Origin of the sequence: Bacillus sp. J14TS2, assembly GCF_018333015.1 — a bacterium.
GTDB lineage: Bacteria > Bacillota > Bacilli > Bacillales > Bacillaceae_C > Lederbergia.
Map to the genome: position 1 here is coordinate 224,098 of NZ_BORE01000009.1, position 12,677 is coordinate 236,774.

At 36.2% G+C, this 12,677-nt stretch carries 20 protein-coding genes; 5 read left to right on the forward strand and 15 right to left on the reverse strand.

From position 1 onward, the window contains the following. Window positions 1-98: 98 nt before the first annotated feature. The 13 genes from KI375_RS15425 to KI375_RS15480 all read right to left on the reverse strand — a co-directional run bounded on the left by KI375_RS15425 (window position 99) and on the right by KI375_RS15480 (window position 7,072). Window positions 99-482 carry an NUDIX hydrolase gene (locus KI375_RS15425; protein ID WP_212974358.1) on the reverse strand — a complete coding sequence of 128 codons (384 nt, stop codon included), beginning with the start codon at window positions 480-482 and terminating at the stop codon, window positions 99-101. A gap of 70 nt (window positions 483-552) precedes the next feature. Then, window positions 553-1,428, reverse strand: coding sequence for a phosphotransferase family protein (locus tag KI375_RS15430; protein WP_212974359.1), 876 nt, complete (start codon window positions 1,426-1,428; stop codon window positions 553-555). 33 nt (window positions 1,429-1,461) lie between these two features. After that, the gene (locus KI375_RS15435; RefSeq protein WP_212974360.1) at window positions 1,462-1,920 is read right to left on the reverse strand and encodes a GNAT family N-acetyltransferase; all 459 of its coding nucleotides are present in this window, start codon (window positions 1,918-1,920) and stop codon (window positions 1,462-1,464) included. 100 nt (window positions 1,921-2,020) lie between these two features. After that, window positions 2,021-2,428, reverse strand: coding sequence for a GNAT family N-acetyltransferase (locus tag KI375_RS15440; RefSeq protein WP_212974361.1), 408 nt, complete (start codon window positions 2,426-2,428; stop codon window positions 2,021-2,023). 67 nt (window positions 2,429-2,495) lie between these two features. Then, entirely contained in the window at window positions 2,496-3,071 is a 576-nt protein-coding gene (locus KI375_RS15445; RefSeq protein ID WP_212974362.1) for a hypothetical protein, read from the reverse strand. Between the two features lie 102 nt (window positions 3,072-3,173). Further along, window positions 3,174-3,911 carry a GNAT family N-acetyltransferase gene (locus KI375_RS15450; RefSeq protein WP_212974409.1) on the reverse strand — a complete coding sequence of 246 codons (738 nt, stop codon included), beginning with the start codon at window positions 3,909-3,911 and terminating at the stop codon, window positions 3,174-3,176. A gap of 67 nt (window positions 3,912-3,978) precedes the next feature. Further along, window positions 3,979-4,107, reverse strand: coding sequence for a hypothetical protein (locus KI375_RS27680; RefSeq protein WP_280528651.1), 129 nt, complete (start codon window positions 4,105-4,107; stop codon window positions 3,979-3,981). Beyond that, on the reverse strand, window positions 4,104-4,667 hold the full coding sequence (locus KI375_RS15455) for a GNAT family N-acetyltransferase (protein WP_212974363.1): 564 nt from the start codon (window positions 4,665-4,667) through the stop codon (window positions 4,104-4,106). The genes KI375_RS27680 and KI375_RS15455 overlap by 4 nt, the downstream gene beginning before the upstream one ends. After that, complete coding sequence (locus KI375_RS15460; protein ID WP_212974364.1) at window positions 4,664-4,852, reverse strand: hypothetical protein; 189 nt, start codon at window positions 4,850-4,852, stop codon at window positions 4,664-4,666. Before KI375_RS15460 ends, KI375_RS15455 begins: the two co-directional genes overlap by 4 nt. Before the next feature lie 158 nt (window positions 4,853-5,010). Continuing rightward, window positions 5,011-5,331: a VOC family protein gene (locus KI375_RS15465; RefSeq protein ID WP_244852686.1), complete on the reverse strand. Its 321-nt coding sequence runs from the start codon at window positions 5,329-5,331 to the stop codon at window positions 5,011-5,013. Between the two features lie 68 nt (window positions 5,332-5,399). After that, window positions 5,400-5,822 carry a FosM family fosfomycin resistance protein gene (fosM, locus tag KI375_RS15470; RefSeq protein WP_212974410.1) on the reverse strand — a complete coding sequence of 141 codons (423 nt, stop codon included), beginning with the start codon at window positions 5,820-5,822 and terminating at the stop codon, window positions 5,400-5,402. Window positions 5,823-5,996: 174 nt separating this feature from the next. Further along, window positions 5,997-6,287, reverse strand: coding sequence for a CD3324 family protein (locus KI375_RS15475; RefSeq protein ID WP_207449473.1), 291 nt, complete (start codon window positions 6,285-6,287; stop codon window positions 5,997-5,999). A 332-nt stretch (window positions 6,288-6,619) separates the two neighbouring features. Beyond that, a complete protein-coding gene (locus tag KI375_RS15480) occupies window positions 6,620-7,072 on the reverse strand; it encodes a GNAT family N-acetyltransferase (RefSeq protein WP_212974365.1) in 453 nt (150 codons plus the stop codon). A 141-nt stretch (window positions 7,073-7,213) separates the two neighbouring features. Between KI375_RS15480 and KI375_RS15485 the strand changes: the two genes are divergently transcribed. Further along, window positions 7,214-8,197 carry a ketoacyl-ACP synthase III gene (locus KI375_RS15485; protein ID WP_212974366.1) on the forward strand — a complete coding sequence of 328 codons (984 nt, stop codon included), beginning with the start codon at window positions 7,214-7,216 and terminating at the stop codon, window positions 8,195-8,197. 150 nt (window positions 8,198-8,347) lie between these two features. Here the strand turns inward: KI375_RS15485 and KI375_RS15490 are convergent, their stop codons facing one another. After that, window positions 8,348-8,950 (reverse strand): YdhK family protein, encoded by a 603-nt coding sequence (locus tag KI375_RS15490; RefSeq protein ID WP_212974367.1) that lies wholly within the window; start codon window positions 8,948-8,950, stop codon window positions 8,348-8,350. A gap of 185 nt (window positions 8,951-9,135) precedes the next feature. Next, window positions 9,136-10,395 (reverse strand): serine hydrolase, encoded by a 1,260-nt coding sequence (locus KI375_RS15495; protein WP_212974368.1) that lies wholly within the window; start codon window positions 10,393-10,395, stop codon window positions 9,136-9,138. A gap of 100 nt (window positions 10,396-10,495) precedes the next feature. On the opposite strand from KI375_RS15495, the gene KI375_RS15500 reads away from it, so the two are divergent. The 4 genes from KI375_RS15500 (at window position 10,496) to KI375_RS15515 (ending at window position 12,644) form a co-directional block, all read left to right on the forward strand. Beyond that, window positions 10,496-10,726: a helix-turn-helix transcriptional regulator gene (locus KI375_RS15500; protein WP_212974369.1), complete on the forward strand. Its 231-nt coding sequence runs from the start codon at window positions 10,496-10,498 to the stop codon at window positions 10,724-10,726. Continuing rightward, the gene (locus KI375_RS15505; protein ID WP_212974370.1) at window positions 10,723-11,010 is read left to right on the forward strand and encodes a hypothetical protein; all 288 of its coding nucleotides are present in this window, start codon (window positions 10,723-10,725) and stop codon (window positions 11,008-11,010) included. Before KI375_RS15500 ends, KI375_RS15505 begins: the two co-directional genes overlap by 4 nt. Window positions 11,011-11,232: 222 nt before the next feature. Then, complete coding sequence (locus tag KI375_RS15510) at window positions 11,233-11,841, forward strand: TetR/AcrR family transcriptional regulator (protein WP_212974371.1); 609 nt, start codon at window positions 11,233-11,235, stop codon at window positions 11,839-11,841. 2 nt (window positions 11,842-11,843) lie between these two features. Then, entirely contained in the window at window positions 11,844-12,644 is an 801-nt protein-coding gene (locus KI375_RS15515; RefSeq protein WP_212974372.1) for an alpha/beta fold hydrolase, read from the forward strand. Window positions 12,645-12,677: the final 33 nt, after the last annotated feature.

The following is a 12,677-nucleotide window of genomic DNA, read 5'->3' on the forward strand; positions in this document are numbered from 1 at the left end:
ACTACGATCTGTTCGACCTGTGAAAATCACTAAAATCATAGAGATAATACCAATACAGGCACTCTTCAACCTAAAAGCGAAAGGGCGACCTCTCCCTTTTACTTCAATAATGTCTGTAGTTGTAACGCAACTTCTTTTGGTCTAACGTCAATAGTTGATAATTTTTCAATTTCTATCCATGTTGGTAAATATGTACCCCTATCTCTATTTTCATCTGTATACTCTTCACCTTTTCCAGTTCCAAATACTCCACCAATAATCTCTGCGTTAAAAAAGTATTGTATTCCATTAAATTGGACTTTCGCAATGCACTCATTAACTTTCACTTTTACCCCTAATTCTTCTAAAGCCTCTCTTTCAGGTGTTTCTCCTTCCTCAATACCACCACCTGGAAAAACATAATATACAGAACCTTCTCTAATCCTTTTAATCAATCCAACCTTTTTATCTTTTATCAATACTACCGAACCTCTATCTCTCATAGCCATTTCCCTTCTTTTCGGTTAAATTTCATTCTGTTCATTACTGGATTGGAAGCCTACGTTCTATCATCTATTTATAATCCTTGATCCCACTTTCGAAAGCTTGACTATCTTGGTTCTCAAAACCATGCAACGCTTCTTGTAATGCGAATGTACTTTTATAAAACTCTACACGCTCACGAATTTGATCTCCATTAGGATAAAGATTCATGCATATATCAAAAAATTCTTTGCCATAACTGGATAGTATCCCAGCAAAATCATACGCTGGATCTCCTAAATAAGAACCACCAAAATCGATTATCCCTGAAACCTTCCTTATGTCTGGATTCCATAAGATATTCGATGCTCCGAAATCTCCATGAATAAGGGTTATTTCGATATTTGTACACGCCTCCCCGTTAAGAAAAGTATTAAAGGATTTTGTTATTTCTTTCTGAGCTTCTTGGCTGATATAAGGAAATAATTTAGTTTGAATTTTATCATAGAGGATTGACATTTCTTCTTGAGGATTACTGATCTTTAGATTTAAATCTTTACTTGCTGTTTCTTTTGATACAGAATGGATTTCTAAGAGGAAAGAGACCAGTTGTGATGCTAATCTTTTAATTACCTCAACACTTTTAACACCCTCTAAACTTTCTCTCCACATAGGAACACCATCTATTAGTTTATAGCCAGTAAAGACTTTTTGCGGTTCCATCTCTTCAAAAGATTGATAAATTGGCTTAGGAATAGGAATGGAAACTATATTTTTAATGTAATTCAAAATTTCTGTTTCTCTTCTCAAGCACATTATTCCTTTTTGATATTTTGGAAATCTAAATACCAATGATTTGTTTACCATAAACACATCATTATTTTGCCCTATGTCATTGGGATAAAATTCCTCAATAGAAAGGTCAGGGTAGACCCGTTGAATGCTTTCAATATGGTTTCTATTCATTTACTAAAGCCTCCCTTACTCTGCTACACACCATCACTTAGTATCAGCTTTTGATATTTCCAATATATGACTAGCTTTATAAACATCATCTACTTCTGAAAAGCCGCATTTTATATACAAATTATTGGCAACTGGATTATCAGTAGCTGATAATCTTAATGTTCGAAAATGCTTTCTTGCTTCAACGATTATTATGTTTAGAAGTTTCTTCCCTACACGATTACCTCTGCACTTCTGCAAAACATATAGATGTCTTACTCTTCCTACATCAGGAAGGCTAAGGTATGGATCAATATTGAGCCCGCCAATGCCGACCACTTCGCCGTCTAATTTTGCAACATAAAGTGCTTCACCCTTTTTATCAAATCTGTTACTCCCAGCTTTATATTCATCTACTAATCTATTTATAAATTTATATCCCTCAGATAAGCTATCATCTATGAGTGTATCCAAATCATACTGTTCGAGTGATGTAACTTTTTCAATTTCCATTGTATTCCCCCTAGGATTATTAATTTATCAATCTTTCCGATCTAAGGTAATTTTTATATAAGTATTTTAATATCTCGTACCTTTGGTTTAAAAACTCTTCTCAATTTAACCGGGTCCTTGTCAGAATTTGATTGTCTACAAACTGAAATTTTTTATAAAAATCATGAGCATCTAAAGTAGCAAGAGCAAACTTTGTATGTTTAATCTCTGGATGACTTAATATGCATTCCATTAACCACTGACCGATCCCATTTCCTCTATAATTTTCAGCAATGACAACATCCAAAATCCAAGAAAATACAGCTTTGTCACTAATAACTCTTGCAAATCCAATCTGCTTATCACCTTCGTATAAACCAAATGTCATTGAGTTATCAATACTTTTTATGATTGTTTCTTTTGTTCGATTTGAAGCCCAATATGTTGACGAAAGCAGTTGTGCAACTGATTCTAAATCGATCAAATTGCGCTCATCACTAATCAAGTAGTTATCTTTATACCATTCCATTTAATCACCTCGAGAAAATATAGATCAGTCCCTACTAGTTCCTTAAAGGAGCGTCACACCTAGAAAATTATTCAGAAATATAACTAAAAAAGTCTTTCCGAGATACGTGGGAAGTATCATTTGAATCAGAAGGAATATGAAATTCCAAAATATCTTTAATTTCTTTAAATGTCATTTCGGTGTCATCTCGTGAATTTAGTATTCGATACTCATTCGGTAATTTTTGTCGTTGTTGTATTAATGCATTTGTTTTTAAAGATTGCTCCCAATCTTTAAAATGATTTCCATTATCCCTTGTCATAATTCTTTGTTTAATGACTTCATCACGATCAACGTAAAGCGTGATGATGACATAGTTATAATTACCAAGCTCATTTGGTATATCGATCATTCTTATGTCATCTAAATCCGTTAGAATGACATTTTTATATCCATGTTTGTTGTAATTTTTTGCTACTAACATGAGGTTCTCGAAAGATAATTGTTCCTCTTGCTTCTGAGATATATTCATTGATGGCGTTAGACTCCTGAATTCAGGAATCCAGCCAAATTCGAAATATGGAGATTTATAATATTCATGAAATTTTCTAGCCATTGTTGTTTTTCCACATCCAGGTGAGCCATGAAAAATGATAAAATCCATTGAATTTCCGTCCTTTCTTTTTAGGCGCATTCACAAATAGGCATCCATGAGACTGGAGAATATTCCTTAGTTAAAGGAGTAGCTTGAGACAGAATGAAGCGATTAAGCTTCTAATCCATCAAAATTGCATCGCCAATCAGATATCCATGCAGGAAAATAGCCTGATCTTTGGGCCACTTTTTGTGAAGCAAGATTGCTTGCGATTACGTCATAAGACGGTACATCTCCACGTTCCAATATGGCAAAAGTTAACTTATTTACAAGATAACTAGCCAATCCCAAATTGCGATATTCGGGTAATATATCGATACCTATTTGCCACAATTTTCCGCAGGTTTTGCTTGCCCCTGCCACACCAACAATTTCACCGTCTTTCTTTGCAAGCATCGCCATACCTGTTTGCCAAGGAAGTTTCGTATCATAAATAATAGCATTGTGAAAGCCTGTTTTTTCAAGCAAATTTGCTACTCCATCTTCCTCAACTAATAAAAAAGTGAAATTTTCCGTTGGTAAGATTGACTTTATCCCTTTCGGGTCAGGTAAATAATGTATGTAAAGACCCCTAATGAAGGGTAAAGAAAATACGTTATCCCTGTCCTTGCCTTGCATCATTGCTTTGGCGATCAATAACCGTTCAGGGGTAGCTGATACCACAATCGATTTCCCCATAGACACAATTTCAAAATAACGGGCATTCCTGGGAAATGGTCTGCGCCCGGGATTTTCCTTGGCCTCAACAAAAACAATACTGTCCTTTTCTCCGTTGAGATCATTGATTGTGCAATTTAGGTCTATTGCAAGTTGCGATTGCACGATATACAGCATTTCATTATATGTCATATTCAATGGTACCCCTCCCTTTTCTCGTAACCTATTATTCTAATTTGATAAATATTTGATGATGATCCTATCCAAAAATATTTGTTAGAAAATCGCTAAATGAAGGTACTCCTAGAAAAGTTAAAATAGGCGATACAATCAATATACCTACTAAAATACCAATAAGAAATATAATCGTGATCCTTTTTCTACTCAAAGTCTACCCCCTCCCTCGTCCCTATTTAAGAAAAACAACAGCTCCGTTTTCTCGCCAATCTTTGTAAAACCATTCTTTTTATACATCTCTTTCGCAGAATCGGCGCTATCAGTAATTAAATAGGCGATATCTATTTTATTTCTGTATGCGTTTTCTAATAAGTGTTTGAGGACTGACGTACCAAATCCTTGTCGCTGATAGGCTTTAATGATATCAAAATCCTCTAATTTTGCAATTTTATTTTTGGGCATATATTCAATATTGCCAATCGGTGTTTCATCACAATAACAAACAAAAAGTTCTAGATTGTTATCGGCACTTCGATAAATCTCAGCTTTTCTGTTTATTCTTCTCTTCGCAAAATCAAGACCCATGTCTGCTTGATTCGCAATAATATCAATATTGATGCCATCTTCTAAGACTTGATCGTTAGCTGCCTTTACTACAGAGCAGTTAGGATTTCCTTTAAGTTCGGTAAACTTACTTGTTTCAATATACATAAGGTCATATGTAGTGACTTGTGGTTGAATGGGTAGATTATCGAGTAACGCTCCCCTCATGTTCCCAAAGAAGCTGTTACAGCAATACTCCATACAATTAGAACAAATGAAAAAGATAACCAGAATGTGTTTTTAGCTGTAGGCTGATCTTTTTTTATTTTCTTTAATATTCCTACAAGATTAAGACAAAAAATAAGGGCTAAAATCGGACTTACATACATACTGATAAAAATAAATAGGACCAAATTAAGACTCCCCCTCTTCATTCCTATACAGAATTGGAATGTAACTTTTCAAATTCATAGAGTATCCTCTTCCCGTCAAATGTATATATGTCCCACCCACATTCAACAATCGCAAATCATTACAATATTTCCATCTGGATCTTTGATGTTGAAGCAAGCTATATCGCCTGCTCTCTCAATTTCTCGCACAATTCAATGCCTTTTTCTTCAACCCAATAATATGCTTCGTCAATATCTGACGTATAAAAATTAAAAATCGCACTTAAGCTAGGTTTATGCTGGAAATCGGGATCAAAGGCATGATCATCTAATGTTAAAGAGGTGGTTCCGACTACAGGCACATTAAATACCGGTGATACTATTTTATCTAAATCAACCTGTAGCGCTAATAAATCGCAATACCATTTAGCCGATGCTTTCAAATTTGTTACATGAACAAAGACACTGTTCATTTGATTTTTTATGGCTGTTTTCTCCATTAAGATCATCTCCTATTCTAGCTCTCTTTGACTTCCTCTTTTCTAAAATCAAGTATTTTGAATAATCATTAATCAAAAAATTCCATATGTGTTTTTTCCTGTTTGTAATAATCCAATCGATCTTGCAAAGTACCTGTGTGAAACTCAAATTTATGCCCATCCGGGTCGGTAAAATAAATCGAGTTCTTATCTCTTTCATCTCTTGGACGGCTCTTTAAAATATTTACATTTAATTCAAGTAATTTTCCATAAATGCTATCGTATTCTTCCTCTTTTATCGAAAAGGCAATATGTGTGTATGATTCGTTAATTTCATGACGAGGAATGTCTTTTTCTACATTAAGTGCAAGCCACATGCCGTTTAGGTCAAAGTATGCAGTATTTCTTCCTTTCACTAACAATTTAGCTCCAAATACTTTCTGATAAAAATCAATTGATGTTTCTAAATCCGAAACGGAAAATAACAAATGATTTAGACCTGTGATCGTCATCTTTATCTCCCTCTCTTTCATGTCTCCTTCTTCCTATAAAATTCTTTTCCATTATATCAAGAATTTTGTTTATTTTAATATCATTTCAACAATTAATGAAAATGTCAAAAGCTAAAATAAAATAGCACCACCATTTCAGATGAATGGTAGTGCCTTCAGATTTATTCGCTCTTATTATTGTTGAACTTCACTATAAAGCTCACGTGTTTTATAGACAATTTTGCGAATACTATCCATCGATAAATTATAGGTTTGTTCCAGTTCCTCGAATGACTGACCTTCCCTATACAATCGGTAGATTTCTTCGTTTCTTTTGGCTAGGGCGAGACGTGATCCGTTGGCTTCTCCCCATCCTACCCGCTGATTGGTTTGCTTCGGAATATAAATAAGCTCTCCTTGAATATATTTCTGGAGTTCCTTCAACAAATGAGGGGGAAGCACCTCTTTTCCATTTTTATATGACAAGCAAGAACATCCTTCCTTTTAAGATGTATGTGTCGATCATGCATTATTTTCTCATTCATCAATAAAACTCCTTTCATTTGGTTTTATTTTAGTAAACCTTTTCACTTTTAGTATACATTAGATCTGGAAAGAAAAGGAGACCGCAATATAAATGCGGCCTCATGTTTTGCGATTTCCGCTATGCGGAAATCACCTCATATTTTGTGATCAATTTCAATCAGCCTCCTTTCCGAAAAGATTCTATCGGTCCGACACTCTTATTAACTCATAGATCCACCCCTCTGAACAAGGGGAAAAACGATTATAATTATTTTTTACCACTTTTTCCTTTTTCACAAATCCTGAGCTAATCGAATCATATCAACCACTTGTATCCCATTTTCAAAGATTTTCTCCGAATAATGCCGGAGAAAGAAATCCTTGTCAATCCCCGTTATTCTAAATCCACACTTTTGATAAAGGGCAAGCTGGTCAATACTCGAATTTCCAGTGCCAACCTCAATCGTTTTAAAACCAAGCCTGTTTGCCTCTGCGATCGCATGAAGGACCAACTTCTTTCCAATGCCTCTTCCCTGATAACCTTCATCAACGGCAAGATTGACTAACTCGATTGTTTCAGGTCTTGTTGCCAGTAATACATAGACACCAATGATCTGTTCTTTTTCTTGTGCGATAAAGCATTGGCCTCTTTGCAAATAGCTCTCAACCACTTTTCTAGAAGGATCTGCCAATAAAAGTAATGACATTGGCGGCTTCTCGTGTTTCATTAACATCCTTATTTGCACTTTACATCCTCCCAATATTGAATAAACCCTATTTTACTTTTATATTATCATATCGAAAAAACAAAAGAAGAAATTACATATTTTTACACTAGGTACTAATACTAGGTGTTATAATAAACAAAACAATAAGGATGTGATTTGATGGTTCAATCCAAAGCACGGGTAACGGCGATTGGAACGGCTGTACCTGAAAAAAGATTGCGTAATGAAGATTTGGAAAAAATGGTGGAGACGAATGATGAATGGATCGTTCAAAGAACTGGAATGAAAGAACGCAGGATTGCTGGAGAGAATGAGTTTGCTTCGACTTTAGCATTTCAAGCGATTGATCATTTAATGAAAAACTATCACAAAGATTTAGATGATGTGGATGGCATTATTGTGGCCACCACAACTCCTGACTATGGTTTTCCAAGTGTCGCCTGCCAAATTCAAGCACATTACCAAATCCCTTGTGCAGGTGCATTTGATCTCAACGCAACCTGTGCAGGCTTCACCTATGCTTTACACGTAGCCAATAATTTGATCACTGCAGAAGCACATAAAAAGATCTTAGTGGTAGCAACAGAAACCTTATCGAAAATAACGGATTATCAAGATCGCTCTACTTGTATCTTACTTGGTGACGGAGCCGCAGCCATGCTTGTTGAGTATGATCCAGAGAATCCCAGCTTCCTTGCAAGCCATATGGGAACAGATGGCACCGGCGGCATTCATGTTTATCGAACAACGCTTGCCCCAACAATGAACAATACAGCGTTAAACACCTCAGGAAAGATGGTTCAAAATGGGCGAGAAGTGTATAAATGGGCTGTGCGCACTATTCCAACTGGCATGGATACTTTGATTAAGAAAGCAGGTCTGACGTTTAACAATGTCGATTGGTTCATCCCTCATAGTGCCAATCTGCGAATGATCGAATCCATTTGCGAAAAATCAGGACTTTCGATTGAAAAAACCTTAACAAGTGTAAAATATTTCGGAAATACATCTTCGGCTTCAATTCCATTAGCCTTGCAGCTCGGGATTGAAAATGGAAAAGTTCAAAACGGTGATACCTTGATGCTGTACGGCTTCGGTGGAGGACTAACGCATTTAGGTATTGTCTTAAAATGGAATCTATAATTTTCCTATAAAGGGTTAGACAATATTCGACTTATGTCCTTATTGCTCGGGAAATAATCCTGGCTCTTTTTGTTCTATTATCCAGATAAAGCAGGAGAGAAAGTGATTCCCGCCTGCTTTATCTATGTCATTTAGCTCAGTATACCTGCCCTAAGACCCACGAACTGTTCCAAGTTCACTTTCTGTTACCCATTTATGATTTTTGACTACATCTTCACCTGTTGTAGGTTTATAATCAATCATATAAACAGTTGTTTGTTCAAAGGATTCAATCTCTGCTGTTGCCCCTTTCATTCCTTCCATATGATCCGCCTCAAGGATAACTTCTGTACCGGGGCTTAGTGGATCCTGACCAGCATCTACTATTTCTTCCTGAATGACCCATTTATGATCATTCACCCGCTCCCCACCGTTTGTTGGGGTATACGAGACGACATAAGCAATCGTAGTATATGCACCAACAATGGTGGCTTCTGCCCCCTTCATTCCTTTCATATGGTCCGTTTCAACTATAGCCTGACTTCCAACTTTGTATTTGGGGTCTTGCGCTTCTTTTAACTCTTCTGGAATCTCTCCTGAGTTTGAATGCTGCATCGAATCATGACTTGCATTCGCCTCTTTACTTGTCTCCTCTTGATAAGATGTCTGTCCCTCATCTTTTCTCGCTGTATCCTGGTTCGTATCTTGTCCGCAAGCTCCTAGAGCAAGCATCATCGCAACATTAATGCTAAAAATATATCGATGTTTAGACATGGTGAATAGTCTACCTCTTTCATATAGAGTTAAAATTTCGCATTAATCCATTATTCCCTTCTATCTTCTCGTTAAACCTTATAGAGGAGAAGAGGCGCTACGCTATTCGATCATGGATACAGTGTCAGCAAAACGACGAATTCATCATAATTGTAGTAAGGAGAGACTTGAAAAGAAAACATGTTTTATCCACCAAACCGCTTCACAAGCTCATTACGATAACTTTCGTTGGTAAATACCTCAATTAAAAAGTCATTACTTGATCGATTTGCGCGTTGTTGCTGAAATGCATTAAGGTCGTCAATAAAGAAAACAAGCTCGATTTCTTCTCCAGAGTTCAATTTAGCATACAGTGCCTGGTTTAGTACAAATCCAGTTGATCCACCTTTTCCACCAATATAGTCCGCATCTCCAAGCATGTAGGCAGTTTCAAGCAAATCGCGTAGTATAGTATTTGCTTCTGTACTTCCCCATTCCCCTGTTTGCACGTCCCTAAGAAAATGTCCATAAGAGGCTGCACTAGCACTCGTCATAGAATCTGACCAAATACGCTGCAAAGCAGGAGACATATCAAAGGAATCAGGAACTGCTCTGGTCCCAGTTTCTAGTTCAGTATGAAGGGCGATAGATTCCTCTCTTATTTCATCATGGCTAAGATTCTCCGCCTCTTCGCCTAGTTCATCGATAAGCAGTAAGGAAGAGACTAACGGAACAACCGTTTCTTGTTCATCAAGCATTCCCCATGCTCCCATTCGTTCATCAATCAACTCAAACCCAATTAACCCAAGTAAATATTCAGTATTTGCATTGGAACTATAAACGATCATCCCTTTCACAACATCATGGAGCGGAATTTTTCCATCTGTGATATTTTTTTCTACAGATTCAAGCCAGGCTGGATGTGCACCTCCATCTGAATTAGGAATATAAAAGGAATCTAGCTTATCTAATGGAACAAGCATTTCAGGATCAAGCTTCCCCTCTGCAGCTTGTTCAGCATAAGCGGCTGCAACCATAATTTTGACTGTACTTGCAAGTGGTCGCTCTTGACTAGGTGCTGTGTCAATCAGCACTTCCCCATCAACAGCTAAATAAAGGGAAGTAGTGTCTGTTTCTTCTAGATAGCCTGCCACAATATCAGGATCGCTGTAAAAGAAGTAGTAGCCTCCAATTCCAATCCCAGCGAGTAATACAATAAGTAAAGCAATTCCGAGCTTCGTTGTATAAAACCATTTTTCGAGAAGCAGTATAATCAGAACAATCGCAAGAAATAAGAGATAGCCTAGTCCAGTGAAAAACAAAGAAAGGCATATACCAACCAGGACTACAAGCAAGGTTGCTGCGGCCCGGAAAATCATATACGGTGTTCGTTGCTCTTTTTTGAACAAAGGCAATATTGCAATTAGTGCGATTGCCAAAAGTATAAGATATTGAAATAAGCTCATAAAAAAATCGCCTACTTTCTAATAAGATGATGATAGTGTAATATATTTTTTACTATAAGTCAAAAATATGTTACACTAAAAATAGGAAGAGGTGGTCATTATGGTGTTGAGGTCATCTGGAGCGATTAAAAACCGGCTTACTGTGCTCCGTGCGGAAAAAAAGTGGTCACAGAAAGAAGTAGCAGAAATGTTGGGAGTAAGTAGACAGACGATTGTTTCTCTTGAAAAAAACAAATACAATCCATCTTTGAAACTGGCTTTTGAGATTGCTGCTCTATTTGAAAAAGAGATAACAGATGTATTTAAATATGTGAAGGAGGAAGTGGAATGAACTGGTTAGGACTTATATTAGTACCGATTTTCTTCGTGAGTCTTTATATCGTCTTAAAATTCACTTGGGGTGAAGAAGGAAAAGATGAACGTGGAGCGCAAATTTTAAGCAAATCATATATGTTCTCAATGCCAATCTTGCCGATAGGCTGGCTCATACTTCAGCTTATTGAGGATTTCGTTGGCATGTCTTATGAAACTTATCGTTATTGGATCTGGATCATGATGCTTGTTATCTCCATTGTACAAGGGACTGTCATTATAGTGTATAAACACAAGTTATAAACAAGTAGTGTCCCTTTCGCATGCTTCCATTCAATACAGTTCCTTAGTTTCATTTTATCAGGAGTATAGTCTATCTGTCTGAATGGCTTAACTTTTACGACTAATCAACCTCTATACTTTTTATGGAACTCATCGTATGGATTATTCTGATGAAAACTACCTTCTCAAGATCGGTCAATCGGTGTATCATTTTATTAACCGATTTGGTCAATGAGGTGGAATATGAATAAAAACTTTTGGAGGCTTCCAGATATAAAGCAACAGAGAATTTTGAATGCTGGGTATAAAGTATTTTCAAGCAATACCTACAAAAAAGCTTCAATGCAACTGATAGCCGATGATGCAGGAATATCCAAATCTCTATTGTTCCATTATTTTCGCAATAAACAATCTTTGTATGAATTTCTGTTTCAAACAGCCATCCAAATGATTCAAGATCAAAAAAATACCAATCTATACAAAGAACAAGATTTTTTCGAGTTACTAGAAAATGAATTTCATTTGCGGTTCAAGTTGCTGGAAAAGTTTCCTTTTCAATACCGCTTTATTATGAGGGTTTACGATGAAAAAAGCCTAGTAAATAGTAAAGAAGTAACTCGTATCATTCTAGAAAGTATAAAAAGCGGAAAAGTGGCAGTGTTAAAACATGTTGATAAGTCTATGTTTCGTCACAAAGAAGACTTAGAGAATCTCTATGATATGATTATTGATTTATCAAATGGCTTTTATTTTCGAGTTTTTAATAATGCAACGATGGAAAAACAGGGAGCTTTCAATGAATTTCGTTTGTATTTAACAAACTTGCGGCGCAATTATTACAAGGAGGGGTAGTAATGCTGGAAAGACATATACAATCATCAAGAGGGATGGTCTATTATTGGACAAATGAACGAATTTCCCCACAGAAGGTTGCGATTGTATTCTGCCATGGATTAACAGCTGATCATACCCTCTTTGATAAGCAAATTGAGCATTTATCCTCTAAATATAAATTGATAACTTGGGATTATCCTTTGCATGGAAAATCAAGACCATATGAAGATTTCACTTTCACACATGTAAATAAAGAGCTGTTAACCATACTCAAACAGGAGAATATCGAAAAAATAATTTTAGTGGGACAGTCAGCGGGAGGTTATATTGCTCAGTCCTTTATCCAAGAATGCAAGGATAAAGTAATAGGTTTTATAGGAATAGGCACAACACCCTTTGGTATGAGTTATTATAAGAAGTCAGAGCTATTTTGGATCAAACACTTTTCTACTATCGCCAGATTATATCCCTTTCATTATTACTGCAAGGCAAGTGCAAAAGCTATTACGGTAACTGATGAAGCAAGGGCAAGTATGTACAAATCATTAGTTAATTTGGGTAAAAGAGATATGTTGAAAGCAGCTAGTGCGGTTTATAGTGAGTTTTTGAAGATAAAGGATGAAGTGCCATTTCATTGCCCTGTTTTAATTACTTACGGGGAATATGATAATACCGGTTATGTAAAAAAATATAATAATAGTTGGGCGGAAAAGACTGGGTATCCATTGAAAATCATTGCTAATTCCTCTCATAATGCAAATTACGATAACTATGAAGAATTTAATGAAATCCTCATTTCCTTTGTGGAATCAATTATATAAATTATCTTTAATTTGAGATGATTTATAAAGTGA